This is a genomic window from Nocardioides sp. Soil_C_8 (assembly GCF_057656315.1).
This window is the reverse complement of sequence record NZ_JBDGKQ010000003.1, coordinates 654,204-671,641: the sequence shown is the minus strand read 5'-3', so window position 1 is coordinate 671,641 and position 17,438 is coordinate 654,204. Positions and strand designations below refer to the sequence as shown.

Here is a 17,438-nt window from a genome sequence, read left to right as displayed (position 1 = left end):
GTCACCGACTCCCGAGGACCGCCGCCCAGCGGTCGCCGATCCGACAGGTGCGGGAGACGCCGAAGCCGGCTGCGGCTGCGACACCGTCGACGTCGTCGACGCCGAGGGTGGCCCACCGGAACGGCCGGCTCCGGCGCCCCACGGCCTCCAGAGCGGCCCAGCAGTTCACCACATCGGTGCCGGGCCCGGCGAGCTCGACGACCACGCGGCCACCTGGCGCGAGCAGGGCCCGCACCCGCCGGAGCAGCCGGACGGGGTCACCGCCGATGCCGATGTTGCCGTCGGCCAGCAGCGCGGTGCTCCACCGGCCCTCCCCGGGCACGTCGGCGGCGAGGACGTCGAGCTGGACGGCCGGCACGCCGCGCTCACGCGTGAGCGCGACGGCGGCGGCGACGACGTCGATGCCGAGGGTCAGGTGGCCGTGAGCGGCGAGGGCCTCGGTGAGCCGTCCCGGTCCGCAGCCGATGTCGAGGGTCGGCCCGTCGCACAGCGCCAGCAGGTCGTGGTCCTCGGCGCCGGCGTCCCTGCGCCACGACTCGACGGGCAGGGCCTGCGGCTCGTCGCCGAGGCCGACGACGACGGTGGGGTGACCGTCGAGGGCGTCGGCGAAGACCTCGCTGAACGACTGCTCGATCACGGTCCCACCCCTACCCGTAGTGCTCGCCACGCCTCGGCGAAGCGGGTCCCGGGGGCGAGCCCTGCGACGACGTCGGCGTCGGCGACTTCGTCGACGTCCGTCATCGAGGGGGCGTGCGCGACCCTGGCCCCTGCTCGCTCGAGGGCGCGTCGGGTCTCGGCGTAGGTGGTGTCGGTCGACATCGGAACCTCGGCCACGTGTCGTACGACCTCGGCCGTGCGCCGGGCGAGTGCCCACCAGCCGCCGTCGGTCGCGGGTGCCAGCACCGCGTCGTGGTCGCGCAGGCCGCTCGTCACCTCGTGCAGGGCGGTCGCGGTGACCTGGGGCGTGTCCATCCCGATCTGCACGAGGGCGCCCGGACCGGAGTCGAGGTGGGCGTTGACGAGCCGCTCGGCGAACCCTTCGCCGCGCTGGGGCGAGATGTCCCAGCCGCGGAGCGCGGCCGCGATCTCGGGGCCGCGCACGGCCTCGGCGAGGTCGCCGGACAGGCTGAGGTGGCAGGAGCCCTGGGTGTCCCGGCACGCGTCGATGGTGTCGAGCAGGGCGGCTGCGGCGAGGTCGGCGGCGGGTTCGTCGCCCACCAGAGCACCCAGACGTGTCTTCACGCGTCCGGGGACCGGTGCCTTCGCGACCAGGAGGACCTTCATCGCAGCACCCGCCAGAAGTCCCGGGCGGTCCGGGCCGTGCCGGTGACGGACCCGGACACCTTGGAGCGCGTGCCGGCGGCGCGCGGGTGGTAGTCCACGTCGTGCTCGCTGACGCGCCAGCCGGCGACGGTGATCGCCTGCAGCAGCTCGACGGGGTAGCCGAAACGACGGTCGCGCAGGTCGAGGTCGAGCAGCGCCTGCCGGCGGCAGACCCGTACCGGTGCGATGTCGTGGGCGTCCATCCTGATCCGACTGCGCAGCCAGGTGGCGATGAGCGCGTTGCCGGCGCGGGCGTGCCACGGCCAGACCCCCCGCCGGACCGGGCGTCGGCGCCCCACGGCGATGTCGGCACGACCGGACCGCACGTCGGCCAGAAGGGGGAGCAGCTGGGTGGGATCGAAGGAGCCGTCGCCGTCCATCACGGCGACGTAGTCCCCGGTGGCGGCCTCGATGCCGGCGTGGACGGCAGCGCCGTACCCCGGCGTCGTCTCGGTGACGACCCGGGCGCCCAGCCGGCGCGCGACAGCGGCGGTGTCGTCGCGCGACCCGTTGTCGACCACGATCACCGAGAACACCTCAGGCACTCGCGGGAGTAGCTCTCGCAGGGCCGGGCCCTCGTCGCGACAGGGGAGCACGAGATCACACATGAGCACCCCCGGCCGCTGGTCAGACCTGGCGGTCCGGACGATGACAGGTACCCACGTGCAACTCCGGTATGCGCCCGGGGGACCAGGCCGTCGCGACCCCGTCCCTAGGCTGCACGGCATGACCGACGCCACCGCCTCGCGCCGTGCGGCGATCGGTCTCGTGGTCGCGCTCGTGGTCATCACCCTGGGGTTCGTCGTGCCGCCCCTGTTCGGATGGGACGTCGACGCACGCAGTGACATGCTCGGTCTGCCCCCGCTGCACGGCTTCCCGGACCCTCGGGTGTCGGCAACCTCGCTGCTCGCGGTCCTGGTCGCGGTGGGCGGCGTGTGGCGCGGAGAGGCGCTCGCCCGGAGCCTGTCGTGGCGACGCCTCCTCCTGCTGTCGTACGTCACGGGGCTGGTGTGGCTGCTCGCGCTCGCGCTGGTCGACGGGGAGGTCGGGCTCACGCGGGTGATGACGAGCCCGACGGAGTACATGGTCTCGGCGCGGGAGATCAGCGACGTGCCGGCGATGCTGCACGAGTACGTCGACCGCATCCCGTCCACGGCGCCGGACAACTGGCCCATCCACCTCGCCGGCCACCCGCCCGGGGCGGTGCTCTTCCACATCGCCCTCGTCCGGATCGGGCTCGGCGGTGACCTGGTGTCCGCGCTCGTCGTCGTCGCGATCGCGGCGTCGATCCCGCTGGCGACGATGACGACGCTGCGCGTCCTGGGTGCCGTGGCACCGGCGCGCCTAGCGGCTCCCTTCCTGGTCCTGTCGCCGGCCGCGGTGTTCCTGGCGGTGTCGGCCGACGCGGTCTTCACGGCGCTGGCCGCGTGGGGGCTGGCCGCCCTGGCCGCCTCGGCGAGGGCCACGTCGCGGGGCAGCCTGCTCGGATGGGGAACCGCTTCCGGGCTGCTGCTGGGCTGGTGTGTGATGAGCTCCTACGGCCTGCCCCTGCTGGGAGTCCTCGCGCTCGCCGTCCTGTGGCTGGCGCGCTCGTGGTGGCCGTTGCCGGTCGCCGCGGTCGCGGCACTGGCCGTGGTCCTGGGCTTCGCGGCGCTGGGCTTCGCGTGGTGGGAGGCCTATCCGGTGCTGGTCGACCGCTACTGGGCCGGCATCGCATCGACCCGCCCGATGTCGTACTGGGGATGGGGGAACCTGGCTGCGCTCCTCGTCTCCGCCGGACCGCTGGTGGGCGCCGGCCTGGCGGTCGGCGCGCACCGGCACACCGGACCTGCGCGGACCGCCGCCGTGCTCGCCGGAGCGGCTGCCCTCACCATCGCCGTCGCCGACCTGAGCCGGATGTCGAAGGCGGAGGTCGAGCGGATCTGGCTGCCGTTCGTGCCGTGGCTGACCGTCTCGCTGGCGCTGCTGCCCGGTGGATGGCGGCGCTGGGGACTCGGCCTGCAGGTGCTCACGGCGCTCGTCGTGGAGCACCTCCTCTACACGAGCTGGTAGGCCCCTCAGGCCCGGAGCGGCTCGGTGGCGAACGCCCGCAACCCCTCGTCCGGACCAACGGACGCGGTGAAGCCGAGCTCGCTCGTCGCCAGCTCAGGTGACGCGACGACGTGGCGCACGTCGCCGGGACGGAAGCCGCCGGTCACCTCGGGCGCGATGGCGCGGCCGGTGCCCTCGGCGACCCGCGTGGCGACGTCGAGGATCGTCACCGGGCGACCGGAGCAGACGTTGTACGCCGACCAGCGCGGCGCCGGGCCGGCGACCACGGACTCCAGTGCCAGCACGTTGGCCCGGGCCACGTCGTCGACGTGGACGAAGTCGCGCACCTGCTCGCCGTCCTCGTAGACCTGCGGTGCCTCGCCACGCTCGAGCGACGAGCGGAACATCGCCGCCACCCCGCTGTAGGGGGTGTCTCGCGGCATCATCGGGCCGTAGACGTTGTGGTAGCGCAGCGCGATCGCCGCGGCACCGGCCTGGCGCACCCACGACGAGGCGTAGTGCTCCTGCGCGAGCTTGCTCGCGGCATAGCTGCTGCGCGGGTCGAGGCGCGCGTCCTCCGGCACCAGCTGCCACTCCAGCGGGCGGTCGCAGGCCTGGCAGTGGTTCTCGAAGTCGCCGGCCTCCAGTGCCGCGACCGGACGTGCCGTCGGCAGCTGCGGACCGTGCTCGGGGCAGGCGTACAGGCCCTCGCCGTAGACGACCATCGACGATGCCAGCACCAGCCGGTCGACGCCGGCGTCGTGCATCGCGACCAGCAGGGCCGCCGTGCCGACGTCGTTGTGCGAGGCGTAGTCGGGCAGGTCCGCGACGCGCACGCCGGCACCGACGAGCGCGGCCTGGTGGCACACCGCGTCGACATCGCGCAGCGCTTCCGCCCACGCGTCCGAACCGGCGTCGCGCACGTCGAGCCGCAGCGTGCCGCCCGGCGGTTCCGTGGAGCCGTGGGCCGAGGGGAGCATCAGGTCGACGCCGACGACGTCGTGGCCGGCGTCGATGAGCCGGCGCCGGATCGCGGACCCGATGAAGCCGGCCGAGCCGGTGAGGAGGACCTTCACGGGCCGGGCACCTCGTAGGTCAGGTCGATCCCGTCCGACCACGCCGCGCAGGCACAGCCGCTGGGGTCGGGCAGCCCCGCCACGGCGGCGGCGAGAATGCCGGTGAGCCGCTCGAGGTTCTCCTTGAAGCGGGCGAAGACCTCGTCCTGGCCGACCCCGGAGCCCGACTCGGCGCCGGCATCCATGTCGGTGACCAGCGCGAGCGCGGCGTAGCACTGTCCCATCTCACGGGCGAGCTGCGCCTCGGGGGCGCCGGTCATGTTGATCAGGTCCCAGCCCTGCGCGGCGTAGTGCTGCGACTCCGCACGCGTGGAGAAGCGCGGTCCTTCGACGACGACCATCGTGCCGCCGGTGCGGACGTCCTCGTCGGCCGCGGCCAGGGCACCCGAGACACCCGGGCAGTACGGGTCGGCGAAGGGCAGGTGCACGGCGCCGGACTCGACGAACGAGCCGACCCGGCGCTGGGTGCGGTCGACCAGCTGGTCCGGCACGACGAGGTCACCGGGCGCGACCGTGTCCCGGAGGCCGCCGACCGCGCACGGTGCCAGCACCTGGCGCACGCCCAGGGAGCGCAGGGCCCACGCGTTCGCGCGGTAGGGGATGCCGTGCGGCGGGTGGTCGTGGTGTGCCCCGTGCCGCGGCACGAAGGCGACCCGGCGCCCGGCGACCTCACCGATCGAGATCGGGCCGGACGGATCGCCGTACGGCGTCTCGACCACCTGCTCGGTCGCGTCGGCGAGGAACGAGTAGAACCCGGTGCCGCCGATGACGGCGACGTCGGCGCGTGGTGAGTCGACCATCCGGTCACCCTAGATGTCCGGCGGTGACGCCCGGTCGCGGCAATGTGAGCCACGTCTCCAGACCCGGTCGCGCCGACGGACAACTTTGTCGGTCCGGGCGTCGTCACCCCATGGACGGGACCGGACCAGCGCACGCCGCGGGTCCGGTCGACATGCCCTGCGGGCGCCCGTGACAGACGGGTCGTGCGCCGGGGCCTGAACGTGACGACGCCGCCGACGCGCAGCGTCGGGAAGGCGAGTTCGTGCCGAGGCTCTTGCTCCTGCTCACCCTGTGCCTGGTCGTGGGCACTCCCTTGGCAGCGGTCCCCGCTGCAGCCGCTCCGGTCGGAGGTGCAGCCTCGACGGCCGCGCTCTCAGCGGCTCCGTCTGTGGCCTCGACAGTGGCACCGACAGCGGCCTCCGCCAAGGTGCAGTCGGCACGCAAGCGGTGGAAGGCACCGCAGGGTCCGTTCTTCAACGACCCGCGCCGCAAGAAGGGATGGTTCCGCATCGAGCGCCGGGTCATTGACACGATCAACCACACGCCGCGGGGCTCGACGATCCGGATCGCGGTCTACTCCTTCGACCGGATGCCGGTCGCGAAGGCGCTCATCGCTGCCCATCGTCGGGGGGTCAAGGTGCAGATGATCCTCAACGACCACCAGTACACCAAGGCGATGCGCGCGGTCCGCAAGGAGATCGGGGCGAGGCGCTATCGCTCGAGCTTCATCTACCGGTGCACGGCCGGGTGCAGGAGCAAGCAGAACAAGTACAACAACATGCACACGAAGTTCTACTCGTTCTCGCAGGCCGGCAGGTCCAAGGACGTCATCGCCGTGGGGTCGGCGAACATGATGCTGAACGCCGACATCCACCAGTGGAACGACCTCTACTTCACCTCGGGGGACCACGAGCTGTTCCGCCAGTTCGTGCGGCTGTTCAACGACATGCGCAAGGACCACTCCACCCGCCAGCCACCGCAGTTCTTCTGCGGCACGCCGGCCAACGGCGTCGCGTGCGACGACTCGATCGACAAGCACACGGTCTGGGCCTGGCCCAAGCCGTCGGGCCCCAGGAACGACCTCGTCCTCGACCTGCTCGGCAACGTCCAGTGCCTGACCCCCGACGGTGCGGGTGGCCAGAAGCGGAGTCGCATCGCGGTGTCGATGCACACCATGCGGGGCCGGCGCGGCGACTACCTCGCCGCGGCGATCCGGCAGAAGTGGATCGAGGGATGCAAGGTCCGCGTGATGTACGGCCTGATCGGCTACCACACCAAGCGCGTCGTCGGCGCTCCGACGCCGCGGGGGCGGATCCCGCTCCGGTCGACCGGGCTCGACTACAACCCCGACGACGACTACGACCTCAACAAGGACGGGAAGCCCGACCTGATCCTGAGCTACTACAGCCACCAGAAGTACGTCGCCATCCAGGGCACTTACAAGGGCAACCCCGACACGAACATGGTGGCCACGGGCTCTGCCAACTGGGCGAGCCTGAGCCCGGGCAACGACGAGCTCTGGATGACGATCCGCGGCAAGAAGCTGACCCGGAAGTACGTGAAGAACTTCAACTACCAGTGGCGCAAGAAGCGCAACTCCCGCAACGCCTACACCACGACGTACGTGAACTTCCGCGTCGCCCGGACGGTCGTCGACGACGACGGCACGCCGCGCACGGTGTGGCGGACGGTGCGCCGGCCGGTCACCACGATCGAGCGGGATCCCTACCGCAAGGGCCCGTACTGGGAGGCCGACTGACGGCACGTCCGCGCGGTCGGGGGCGGGACAGCAAAATTTCCCCGGGACCCCGTAACACCCCGTACGGCGTCGGCGCTGTGGAAGTAGGCGGCCGCGTTCCGCCGGGCCCAGCACCGCTCACCCGTGTCCCGACCTCCCGCCGAGGCACGGATCCCCCCAGAGGCGGTGGGACGGCTCGAAAACGCGCAGAACAGCGGCGTGGCCCCTCGGGGCCGCGCCGCTGCTGCGTTGAAGGCGCTCGCGGTCGGGAGGGTCAGGGCGAGGGCTCAGCGGATGGCCAGGGTCGCGGTGGTCACGCAGAGCACAGCGCACACGGCGCCCCATCCCGCCAGCCGGAGCAGCGGGATCTCCAGCCCGGCCGACCGGCAGCGCTGCAGCCAGAGGAGCGTCGCGAGCGAGGCCCAGGGCGTCACCAGTGCGCCGGCGTTGACGCCCACCAACGTGGCGACGAGGCGACGTACGTCATCGGCCGCAGCCGGCTCGACGAGGAGGTACGCGGGCAGGTTGTTGACGAGGTTGGCGCCGACCGCCGAGGCGGCCGAGAGGTGCAGCAGGTCGAGCGTGTGTATGCCGGCGCCCACCGCGGGTGCCAGCCAGTCGAGGAGTCCGTCAGCCTGGGCGAGGCGGAGCACCCCGGCGACGAGCACGAAACCGCCGGCCATCAGCCAGGGCGGCCGGACCTCCCGCAGCAGGCCGGGCGCACGCCACAGCAGGGCTGCCAGCAGGACGACCGCCGACCCGACGGCCACGACGGCCGGCTCCACGCCGACGGCGAACAGCGGCCCGATGGCGAGGCACACGACCGAGCTGACCACGAGCAGCACGCGGTCGTGCGGCTCGGCAGGGGGCTCGACGGCGTACGTCCCGCGCAGCGCGCGCCGCTGGAGGACGGCGATCAACACGAGCGTGACGACGATGGCCGTGAGCGCCGGGGCCGCCGCCGTGCGCACGTAGTCGCCGTGGCCCGCGCCGAGGTCCTCGAAGCGGTGCACCGCGAGGAGGTTGGTCAGGTTGGACACCGGGAGCAGCAGGGACCCGGTGTTGGCGATCCAGAGCGTGGTGAGCGCGAAGGGGAGTGGTGAGACGCCCGTCTGGCTCGCGATGGCGATGCCGACCGGTGTCAGCAGGACCGCCGTGGTGTCGAGGCTCAGCACGATCGTGCAGACCACGGCCAGCGCCGCGAACGTCAGCCACAGCAGCACCACCCGGTGCCGGGCGCGACGGGCGAGGGCGTGGGCCGCCACGTCGAACACGCCGGCCAGCTGGGCGACCTCGGCGGTCACGGTGATCGCGAGCAGGAAGACCGCGACCGGGAGCACCTGGGCCAGGACGGGCTGCAGGGCCTCGCTCACGGCGTCACGACGACGGGTGGCGCGGAGAGCCCGTCACCGGCTCCGGGACGGGGCCGAACTGCTGGTTGCACGTCCAGCCCGCGCAGTCGACCAGCTCCCGCCGGCGCGACTCCAGCGCGGCGCGGACCACCTCGTAGGTCGGGTCGTCGACGACGTTGACCATCTCGTCCGGGTCGAGGAGCCGGTCGTAGAGGAACGGGTCGACGCCGTCGGTGCCGTAGAGGTAGCGCTCGGTGCGGACGCCGCGGTGCGACCAGCCGTCACCGAGGGTGCGACCGGTCTGGATGAGGGTCGTGTCACGGAACGGCTGGTCCTCGCCGCGCAGCGTCGGTGCCAGGGACGCGCCGTCCACCTGCCACTGCGGCGTCACCCCGGTCAACGCCGCGAACGTGACGGGCAGGTCGACCAGCGTCACCGGCAGCCCGGACGTGCTCCCCGCGACGACGTCGGGGCCACGGACGAGGAGCGGGACCTGCAGCGCCTCGTCGGTCAGCACGTCCTTGCCGACGAAGCGGTGCTCGCCGAGGGAGTAGCCGTTGTCGGAGGTGAAGACGATGTAGGTGTCCTCGAGCACGCCCTCCTGGTCCAGCGTGTCGACCAGGGAGCCGACCGCGCGGTCGACGGACTGCAGCGTCTGCAGCCGCGCGGTGTTCTCGGCCCGGACCTCGTCGGGGGACGCGGGGGAGAGGCGGCGGAGGTAGCCCGGCTGGTCGGACACGTCCTCCTCGTCGAACGCCGGATCGTCGAAGGACGCCGGGCGGTCGTCGAGGAACAGGTGCTCGTCCCTCGGCTCGGCCGGGGGCAGGCCGCGCCCGCCCTCGGGGCTGATCCGGTAGTGCGGCGCCAGGTGCCATGCGTAGACGACGAAGGGGTCGCCGCTGCGGGCGAAGTCGCGGACGTCCTCGTTGGTGCGGTCCTCGATGACGCTGGTGATGTAGCTGTCGGTGTAGCGCACCGGGTCGCCGTCGCCGGTCATCGAGAAGTCGACGTAGTCGTAGACGCCGCGGGTCAGCGCGTCCCACCGGGTCCAGCCGTCCGGGCGCACGTCGCCGGGGTGGTAGCCGTTGAGGAACTTGCCGACGAACCCGGTGCGGTAGCCGTTGCTGCGGAACCAGGTGCTCGCCTCCTGCGTGGGGTCGAGCGCCTGGAAGCCTCCGTGCACGCCCCGGTTGTGCTGAACGCCGTTGTTCTGGGCGTACTGGCCCGTGGCCAGCTGCGCGCGGGCCGGGCAGCACAGGGGGTGCGGGGAGATCGCGTCGGTGAACTCCATGCCCTCGTCGGCCAGCAGCCGCCGGGTGATCGGCATGTGGTCGAGGTCGTCGTCGCGCATGTCGTCGGTCAGGACGAAGACGAGGTTCGGGCGCCTCGGGCCGTCGGCCTCGGCGGTGGGGGACTGCGTGCCCTGCACCATCCGCACCGAGCCGGGGCCGCTGGCCTCACCGCTGTCGCTGGTCGCGGTGACGGTGGCGAGGGTGGCGACGAGTACGACGAGGAGGGCAGCCGTGATCGACTGTGCCCACGCTCGCATCTTGCCCCTCGCCGAGACCCTGAGGGTCCGTCTCGCCCGCCCTGTGTCGGCGCAAGACTAGGACGCGGGCGGTCACCTCCCCAAAGCGACACGACGACTGGGGCGAGACTGGTCCGGACCGCTACCCTGTGGACTCGCCCGAGCCCGATCGCACGGTCCGGTGCGCACCTGACAGCACGAGACGAAGGAACCCGCAGCAGCCGCCATGGACGAGAGTCAAAGTCCCCGCACGACCGCACTGAAGGCCTGGTGCGCGTCGTGACCCCCCTCCTGCTCCTGCTTGTGTCGCTGGCCCTCGTGGCCGCCTGCGGCCTCTTCGTCGCCGCCGAGTTCTCCTTCGTCACCGTCGACCGGCCCAGCGTCGAGCGCGCCGCGGCCGCCGGCGACGAGGGCGCCCGCGGCGTCCAGCTGGCGCTCCGCTCGCTGTCGACGCAGCTCTCCGGCGCCCAGGTCGGCATCACCGTGACCAACCTGGCCATCGGTTTCCTCGCCGAGCCGGCGATCGCCGACCTCATCGACGACCCGCTGGCGGCCGCCGGCGTCCCCGACGGCGTGGTCACGCCCCTCGCGCTGGCGCTCGGCCTGGTCCTCGGCACCGTCGTGACGATGATCTTCGGCGAGATGGTGCCGAAGAACATCGCCATCGCCCGCCCCCTCCAGACCGCCCGCACCACGCAGGGCTTCATGCGCGGCTTCACCGCCCTCACCCGCGGGCCGATCCGGGCGCTCAACGGCTCGGCCAACGCGATCGTCCGCCGCCTCGGCATCGAGCCGCAGGAGGAGCTCCGCTCCGCCCGCAGCTCGCAGGAGCTCTCCTCGCTCGTGCAGCGCTCCGCCGACCAGGGCACCCTCGACGCCGACACCGCGGAGCTGGTCGAGCGCTCGGTGGAGTTCGGCACCCGCACGGCCGGCGAGATCATGACCCCGCGCGTGCGGACCACGACGGTCGAGGACGGCGACCGGGTCTCCGCGGTGATCGACCTGGCGCGCCAGACCGGCCACTCCCGCTTCCCGGTCCTCGACGCCGAGGACACCGTCGTCGGTACTGTGCACGTCAAGCACGCGGTCGCCGTCCCGGTGCACGAGCGGTCGACCACCCGCATCAAGCACGTGATGGTCAGGCCCGTCGTCGTACCCGACAGCCTCCGGCTCGACCCGCTCCTCGCGCTGCTGCGCCAGGACGGCTTCCAGATGGCCATCGTGCTCGACGAGTACGGCGGCCACGCGGGCATCGTGACGCTCGAGGACGTCGTCGAGGAGATCGTCGGCGACATCTCCGACGAGCACGACCGCCTCGGCGCCCGCATCCGCCAGCGTCGCGACGGCAGCTGGACCCTGTCCGGGCTCCTGCGGCCCGACGAGGTCGAGGACGTCACCGACATCGAGCTGCCCGACCACGACGACTACGACACCGTCGCCGGCCTGGTCATGCGCGAGCTCGGCAAGATCCCGGAGCCGGGTGACCGCGTGGAGCTGCCGGTGCCCGACCGCAGCGACCCCCACGAGGTGCGTGAGCGCCTCGTGACGCTGACCGTGCAGCGGATGGACGGCCTGCGCATCGACCGCCTCGACCTCGTGCTGGTGGGGGAGGTCGACCGTGAACAGTGACCTCTTCGGCGTCGGCCTCGCCGTCGTACTGCTCGCCCTCAACGCCTTCTTCGTGGGCGCCGAGTTCGCGCTCCTCGCCGCTCGCCGCAGCCAGATCGAGCCGCGCGCCCAGGAGGGCTCGCGCGCCGCCCGCACCACGCTGGCCGCGATGGAGAACGTCTCGCTGGTGATGGCCGGCGCCCAGCTGGGCATCACGGTCTGCTCCCTGGGCCTCGGTGCCATCGGCGAGCCGGCGGTCGCCCACCTGCTGGAGCCGGTGTTCCACGCCGCCCGGCTGCCCGACGACCTGCTGCACCCGGTGTCGTTCGTGGTCGCGATGTCGATCGTGGTCTACCTCCACGTCGTCCTCGGCGAGATGGTGCCCAAGAACATCGCGCTGGCCGGCGCCGACCGCGCAGCCATGGTCCTCAGCCCGCCGATGATGGCGATCGTCACCGTGCTGCGCCCGGTGATCGCCGGCATGAACATGGCCGCCAACGGCGTGCTCCGGCTGCTGCGCATCGAGCCCAAGGACGAGGTCCACTCGAGCTTCACGCGTGAGGAGGTCGCCGCACTGGTGGAGGAGTCGCGGGGCGAGGGCCTCATCGAGGCGGACGAGTACGACCGGCTCGCAGGCGCGCTGGGCTTCACCGAGAAGTCGGTCGCCGAGATCGTGATGGCGCCGGACACCCTGGCCACCGTGGCGCCCGGCTCCACCGTCGCGGACGTCGAGGCGGTGTGCGCGGCCACCGGCTTCAGCCGGTTCCCGGTCGCCGGCGACGACGGCACGCTGCTGGGCTACCTCCACATCAAGGACGCCCTCGAGTCCGACGACGACAAGCGCTCGCGCGTCATCGAGGACAAGTGGATCCGTCCCTTCGCCTCGGTGCACCCCGGCGACCTGCTCCACGACGCGCTGGAGAGCCTCCAGGTCAAGGGCGCCCACATGGCTCGGGTCGTCGAGCGCGACGGGAGCGTGATCGGCCTGGTCACGCTCGAGGACGTGCTCGAGGAGCTCGTCGGTGAGATCCGCGACGCCGCGCACCACGACGTGTCCGGCGTCGAGGCCCACTGAGCGCTGGATAGGGTCTGAGCGTGTCCGAGGAAGCCTCTCGCGTCTGGACCGTGCCCAACATCATCAGTGTGGTGCGGCTCGCAGGCGTGCCCCTCTTCCTGTGGCTGGTGCTCGGGCCGGAGGCCGACGCGATCGCCCTCGTGGTGCTGATGGTCGCCGGTTTCACCGACTTCCTCGACGGGTGGCTCGCCCGGCGGCTCGACCAGTACTCGAAGCTGGGCGAGATCCTCGACCCGGTGGCCGACCGGCTCTACATCCTGGCGGTCGTCGTCGGCCTCTACATGCGCGACATCATCCCGTGGTGGGTCGCCATCGCGCTGCCGCTGCGCGACCTGTTCCTGTGGGGGCTCGTGCCGATCCTGCGCACCCGCGGGTTCTCGGCGCTGCCGGTGCACTTCCTCGGCAAGGCCGCGACGTTCAACCTGCTCTACGCCTTCCCTCTGCTGCTCCTGGGCGAGGGCGACGGCATCGTCGCGACGCTCGCCCGCAACTTCGGGTGGGCCTTCGCCTGGTGGGGCATTGGGCTCTACTGGTGGGCGGGCGTCCTCTACGCGTGGCAGGTGCGGACGTTGCTGCGCGAGACCCCACGCCGTACGTCACCGGCGACGGACCATGGCTGACACGAGCGCGGGCACCCCTACCGCGCCGGGCAAACCGGACTCGGGGCGCCCGCTGCCCGAGCACGTCACGACCCCGCTGCTGACGCTGATCACGGCCCGGTCGATGGACGAGGACTACGCCCACGTCGCGGAGAAGCGGGCCGTCGCGGGCGACGCGCGTCCGCAGGCGACGCGGCCGCACTGGGCGAGCCTCCTGGCCGTCGCGGCGCTGGGCGTGATGGCGGCGGTCGTCGCCGTGCAGACCGATCGGGAGGCCCCGGCCAACGAGCTGAGCCGGGCTGCGCTCGTCGAGCAGATCGACAGCCGCAGCGACGAGGTCCGCTCCCTGCAGGCCGACGTCGCGCGGCTCACCCGCTTCAACGCCGAGGTCGCGAGCAACAGCACGGGCACCCAGTCCGACCTCGGAGACACCGATGCCCGCGTGCGCCGCGCCGAGCTCACCAGCGGGTTCTCCGCCGTGCACGGCCCGGGCGTGCGGATCACGGTCGACAACCGGCCCGGGGGAGACGTCGACGGGGAGGTGCTCGACGAGGACCTCGCCACGCTGGTCGACGGCCTGTTCGAGGCGGGCGCGGAGGCGGTGGCGATCAACGACCAGCGGATCAACGCCCTCGGCGGCATCCGCAACACCAACCGCGCCGTGCACGTCAACGGGCGCCCGGTCAACGCGCCCTACGTCGTCTCGGCGATCGGCGACCCCCGCACGCTGCAGGCCCGGCTGGTGGAGACCTACCAGGGCCAGCAGTGGTTCGGGCGCGTCAACAACTTCGGGTTTGTGTACGAGGCCGAGAATGTCGACGACATCCGCTTGCCGGCTGCGCCCGAACGCGTCCTTCGTGATGTGATCGAGCTCGACGCCGAACCCTACGGCGGACCAGCACAGGAAGGGAGCTCGCCGTGATCGCCGCACTTGGCCTGCTCCTGGGCATCATCGCCGGGCTGGCCTTCGCCCCCGACGTGCCCCTCAGCCTGCAGAACTACCTGCCGATCGCGGTGGTGGCTGCCCTCGACGCCGTCTTCGGCGCGCTCCGGGCCTACCTCGACGGCATCTTCGACGACAAGGTGTTCGTCGTCTCCTTCGTCAGCAACGTCGTGGTCGCGGCCGCGATCGTCTACCTCGGCGACCAGCTCGGCGTCGGGTCCCAGCTCAGCACCGGCGTCGTCGTCGTGCTCGGCATCCGCATCTTCTCCAACGTCGCCGCGATTCGCAGGCACGTCTTCCACGCCTGAACCCGATTCGATCCCATGCCCGACGAGACGCCCGATCCCCAGCCCGGCCACGAGGCCGGTCACGAGGCCCATCCCGCGCACCGCACCGAGCGGGAGCCCGAGCCCGGTCGCGAGCGGCTGCGCCACGCCCTCGTCCGCCCCTCGCGGCGCCAGGTCGTCGTCGCCGTGCTGCTCGCCGTGCTCGGCTTCGCCTTCGTCGTGCAGGTGCGCGACACCAAGGCCAACGACACCTACAGCGGGCTGCGCGAGAGCGAGCTGATCGAGGTGCTCGACGGCCTGACCGGCACGGCCGAGCGGGCCAGGCGCGAGGTCGGGCGGCTGGAGGCGCGACGCGACGAGCTGACCAACGAGAGCCGGGCACGGTCCGCGGCCCTCGACGAGGCCGAGCAGCGGGTCAGGACGCTCAACATCATCGCCGGCCTGGTGCCCGTCACCGGCCCCGGCCTGCGGATGACCATCACCGAGTCGTCCAGCCGGGTCAACGTCGGGTCGCTGCTCGACACCGTCCAGGAGCTGCGCACCGCGGGCGCCGAGGCGATGGAGTTCAACGACTCGATCCGCGTCGGCGCCGACAGCTCCTTCGACAACGCGGTGGGCGGCATCGAGCTCGACGGCCAGCTGCTGGAGCCGCCGTACACCCTCGAGGTGATCGGCGACCCGCACGTCCTGAAGACGGCACTCACCTTCTCGACCGGACCCGTCGAGACGCTCGAGACCTACGACGGGGCCACGGTCGAGATCGAGGAGCTCGAGAAGGTCGACATCACGAGCGTCCGCGAGGCCGCGCGACCTGAGTATGCGGAGTCGGGCAGCGGCCAGTAGCCTGCCGGACACCCCCGCAGCCACCCGACGTACAGCCCACCCACCGACGACCCAGCGCACCTAGGAGTCCCCGTGTATCCGGAGAACCTCAAGTACACCAGCGAGCACGAGTGGGTCCGCAGCCCCGGTGACACCGAGGGCTCGGTCCGGGTCGGGATCACCGACTTCGCGCAGGACGCGCTCGGCGACATCGTGTACGTCTCCCTGCCGCAGGTCGGTGACGAGGTGACGGCGGGGGACACCTGCGGCGAGCTGGAGTCCACGAAGTCGGTCAGCGACATCTACGCCCCGGTGACGGGCGAGGTCGTCGCCACCAACGCGGCCCTCGACTCCACCCCCGAGCTGGTGAACAGCGACCCCTACGAGGCAGGCTGGCTGTTCGAGGTCTCCGTCTCCGACAGCTCGCAGGTCGACGGGCTGATGGACGCGGCGGCCTACCAGGCTGGCCTCGACGGCTGATCCCGCCAGCCGCCCGACCAGGTGTTCCCGGTGTTCCCCGACCGCCCGCCGTCGCCTCCAGCGGGCTGGTAGGTTCGGGGAAACCGTCAACCTCAACCCTCGGCTGAGGGTTGGGCGTCGATCCGTCGAGGAGTATCCATGCCGTTCTGCACCGCCTGTGGCAAGCAGAACCCTGACGATGCGCGCTTCTGTGCCCAGTGCGGCACCAAGCTGCTCGCTGGGGAGGACACGGGCGCGAGCCCGGTCGAGACCACTGCGACCATCACCTTCGGGGCCCCGGACCAGCGGGAGTCCTCGGACCGCCAGCTGAGCCCCGTCGACGCCGCGGCGGTCGACGCCCTCCCCGAGGGCCACGCCCTCCTCGTGGTGCAGCGCGGGCCGAGCGCCGGCAGCCGCTTCCTCCTCGACGTCGATGTCGTGGGCGCCGGTCGCCACCCCGACAGCGAGATCTTCCTCGACGACGTCACCGTCTCCCGCCGCCACGCGGAGTTCCGTCGCACCGGGTCGGGCTACACCGTCAGCGACGTCGGCAGCCTCAACGGCACCTACGTCAACCGCGACCGGATCGACTCGGTCGAGCTCAACGACGGTGACGAGGTCCAGATCGGCAAGTACCGCCTGGTGTTCTTCTCCTCCCACCCGGCCAGCTGATCCGTGAGTGCCTCGACAGCCGCCGGCTCGAGTCGCGGCGCCCGCTACAACATCGGGCAGGTGCTCGACCAGCTGCGAGCGGACTTCCCGGGGGTCACCATCCCCAAGATCCGCTTCCTCGAGGACCAGGGCCTGGTGAAACCCGAGCGCACCGCCGCCGGCTACCGCAAGTTCTCCGCCGACGACGTCACCCGCCTGCGCTACATCCTGACGATGCAGCGCGACCACTACCTGCCGCTGAAGGTGATCGGCGACCACCTCGACGCCATCGACCGCGGGCTCGAGCCGCCGGCCATCGAGTCGGTCGTGCCGACCGTCCCGAAGGTGGCGCTGAGCGCTGACGGGCTGCCCAGCCCCGAGTCGTTCCGGCGCAGCAGCGACCTGCGCCTCTCCCGACGCGAGCTGCTCAAGGTCGCCGAGATCAGCGAGGAGCTGCTGGTCGAGCTCGAGCAGTTCGGGCTGGTGAGCGCTCGCAGCGGCACCGGTCACTTCGACAGCGACGCGCTCGTCGTCGCCCAGACGGCCCGCGAGCTCGCCGACTTCGGCTTCGAGCCGCGCCACCTGCGCGCGTTCAAGACGGCCGCCGACCGCGAGGTCGGTCTCGTCCAGCAGGTCGTCGCCCCCCTCGCCCGGGGGCGCGACGCCGCCGCTCGCGGACGCGCCGAGGACGCCACCTCGGAGATCGCGGCGCTGTCCGTGCGCCTGCACGCGACGCTCGTGAAGGTCGGCCTCGACCGCGGCTGACGCGCCCGCCCGCCCCCGCGTCGTACGCCGGAGTGCCCTGAGAGCGGTGGCTGAGCCACATTCCGCGGCCCGGCAACGTGGCTGGCGCACCGCTGGCGTGCGTGTCGCACGATGACGCGCCCGCGAGCGGTGGCTGAGCCACATTCCGAGGCCCGGAAACGTGGCTGACGCACCGCCCGGAACGCCGAGCGGTGCGTGAGGCAGGTTTCGGGGCGCCAGAACCTGCTCTGCTCACCGCGCGGCCAGGGGCGGGTGGCTGAGCCACCTTCGCCAGTCGGGAGATGTGGGTGTGGCACCGCTGATGCGCATGTCGTACGCCACCGTGCCCGCGAGCGGTGGTCGAGCCACATTCCGACACCCGGAAATGTGGGTGGGGCACCGCTCAGAGAGCGGGCCGGGAG

18 protein-coding genes are annotated in these 17,438 nt (G+C 72.1%); 11 read left to right on the top strand and 7 right to left on the bottom strand.

Annotated elements, in window-relative coordinates; genetic code table 11:
* Window position 1: 1 nt before the first annotated feature.
* The 3 genes from AC3A3L_RS16680 to AC3A3L_RS16670 all read right to left on the bottom strand — a co-directional run bounded on the left by AC3A3L_RS16680 (window position 2) and on the right by AC3A3L_RS16670 (window position 1,931).
* The gene (locus tag AC3A3L_RS16680) at window positions 2-637 is read right to left on the bottom strand and encodes a class I SAM-dependent methyltransferase (protein WP_487641151.1); all 636 of its coding nucleotides are present in this window, start codon (window positions 635-637) and stop codon (window positions 2-4) included.
* Window positions 634-1,218: a TIGR04282 family arsenosugar biosynthesis glycosyltransferase gene (locus AC3A3L_RS16675; protein WP_487641150.1), complete on the bottom strand. Its 585-nt coding sequence runs from the start codon at window positions 1,216-1,218 to the stop codon at window positions 634-636. The genes AC3A3L_RS16680 and AC3A3L_RS16675 overlap by 4 nt, the downstream gene beginning before the upstream one ends.
* A 62-nt stretch (window positions 1,219-1,280) precedes the next feature.
* On the bottom strand, window positions 1,281-1,931 hold the full coding sequence (locus AC3A3L_RS16670; RefSeq protein WP_487641149.1) for a glycosyltransferase family 2 protein: 651 nt from the start codon (window positions 1,929-1,931) through the stop codon (window positions 1,281-1,283).
* Window positions 1,932-2,049: 118 nt separating this feature from the next.
* On the opposite strand from AC3A3L_RS16670, the gene AC3A3L_RS16665 reads away from it, so the two are divergent.
* On the top strand, window positions 2,050-3,375 hold the full coding sequence (locus AC3A3L_RS16665; protein WP_487641148.1) for a hypothetical protein: 1,326 nt from the start codon (window positions 2,050-2,052) through the stop codon (window positions 3,373-3,375).
* 5 nt (window positions 3,376-3,380) lie between these two features.
* On the opposite strand, the gene AC3A3L_RS16660 is transcribed toward AC3A3L_RS16665, so the two are convergent.
* Window positions 3,381-4,430: an NAD-dependent epimerase/dehydratase family protein gene (locus AC3A3L_RS16660; protein ID WP_487641147.1), complete on the bottom strand. Its 1,050-nt coding sequence runs from the start codon at window positions 4,428-4,430 to the stop codon at window positions 3,381-3,383.
* A complete protein-coding gene (locus AC3A3L_RS16655; protein WP_487641146.1) occupies window positions 4,427-5,230 on the bottom strand; it encodes an S-methyl-5'-thioadenosine phosphorylase in 804 nt (267 codons plus the stop codon). Before AC3A3L_RS16655 ends, AC3A3L_RS16660 begins: the two co-directional genes overlap by 4 nt.
* A gap of 380 nt (window positions 5,231-5,610) precedes the next feature.
* On the opposite strand from AC3A3L_RS16655, the gene AC3A3L_RS16650 reads away from it, so the two are divergent.
* Window positions 5,611-6,969: a phospholipase D-like domain-containing protein gene (locus AC3A3L_RS16650; protein WP_487641145.1), complete on the top strand. Its 1,359-nt coding sequence runs from the start codon at window positions 5,611-5,613 to the stop codon at window positions 6,967-6,969.
* Between the two features lie 266 nt (window positions 6,970-7,235).
* Here the strand turns inward: AC3A3L_RS16650 and AC3A3L_RS16645 are convergent, their stop codons facing one another.
* Window positions 7,236-8,321 carry an SLC13 family permease gene (locus AC3A3L_RS16645; protein ID WP_487641144.1) on the bottom strand — a complete coding sequence of 362 codons (1,086 nt, stop codon included), beginning with the start codon at window positions 8,319-8,321 and terminating at the stop codon, window positions 7,236-7,238.
* Window positions 8,322-8,325: 4 nt separating this feature from the next.
* On the bottom strand, window positions 8,326-9,849 hold the full coding sequence (locus tag AC3A3L_RS16640; RefSeq protein ID WP_487641143.1) for a sulfatase-like hydrolase/transferase: 1,524 nt from the start codon (window positions 9,847-9,849) through the stop codon (window positions 8,326-8,328).
* Between the two features lie 258 nt (window positions 9,850-10,107).
* Between AC3A3L_RS16640 and AC3A3L_RS16635 the strand changes: the two genes are divergently transcribed.
* From AC3A3L_RS16635 to ftsR, 9 genes are all read left to right on the top strand, one after another.
* Window positions 10,108-11,457, top strand: a complete 1,350-nt coding sequence (locus tag AC3A3L_RS16635) for a hemolysin family protein (RefSeq protein WP_487641142.1) — start codon at window positions 10,108-10,110, stop codon at window positions 11,455-11,457.
* Window positions 11,447-12,511, top strand: a complete 1,065-nt coding sequence (locus AC3A3L_RS16630; protein ID WP_487641141.1) for a hemolysin family protein — start codon at window positions 11,447-11,449, stop codon at window positions 12,509-12,511. Before AC3A3L_RS16635 ends, AC3A3L_RS16630 begins: the two co-directional genes overlap by 11 nt.
* 20 nt (window positions 12,512-12,531) lie before the next feature.
* On the top strand, window positions 12,532-13,131 hold the full coding sequence (gene clsA / locus AC3A3L_RS16625; protein ID WP_487641140.1) for a cardiolipin synthase ClsA: 600 nt from the start codon (window positions 12,532-12,534) through the stop codon (window positions 13,129-13,131).
* Window positions 13,124-14,032 (top strand): DUF881 domain-containing protein, encoded by a 909-nt coding sequence (locus AC3A3L_RS16620; protein ID WP_487641139.1) that lies wholly within the window; start codon window positions 13,124-13,126, stop codon window positions 14,030-14,032. Before clsA ends, AC3A3L_RS16620 begins: the two co-directional genes overlap by 8 nt.
* Entirely contained in the window at window positions 14,029-14,361 is a 333-nt protein-coding gene (locus AC3A3L_RS16615) for a small basic family protein (protein ID WP_254182985.1), read from the top strand. The genes AC3A3L_RS16620 and AC3A3L_RS16615 overlap by 4 nt, the downstream gene beginning before the upstream one ends.
* A gap of 15 nt (window positions 14,362-14,376) precedes the next feature.
* Window positions 14,377-15,183, top strand: a complete 807-nt coding sequence (locus AC3A3L_RS16610) for a DUF881 domain-containing protein (RefSeq protein ID WP_487641138.1) — start codon at window positions 14,377-14,379, stop codon at window positions 15,181-15,183.
* A 72-nt stretch (window positions 15,184-15,255) separates the two neighbouring features.
* A complete protein-coding gene (gene gcvH, locus AC3A3L_RS16605) occupies window positions 15,256-15,642 on the top strand; it encodes a glycine cleavage system protein GcvH (protein WP_487641137.1) in 387 nt (128 codons plus the stop codon).
* Between the two features lie 138 nt (window positions 15,643-15,780).
* Window positions 15,781-16,293, top strand: coding sequence for a zinc-ribbon and FHA domain-containing protein (locus AC3A3L_RS16600; RefSeq protein WP_487641136.1), 513 nt, complete (start codon window positions 15,781-15,783; stop codon window positions 16,291-16,293).
* Between the two features lie 3 nt (window positions 16,294-16,296).
* A complete protein-coding gene (gene ftsR / locus AC3A3L_RS16595; RefSeq protein ID WP_487641135.1) occupies window positions 16,297-17,037 on the top strand; it encodes a transcriptional regulator FtsR in 741 nt (246 codons plus the stop codon).
* Window positions 17,038-17,438 lie beyond the last annotated feature (401 nt).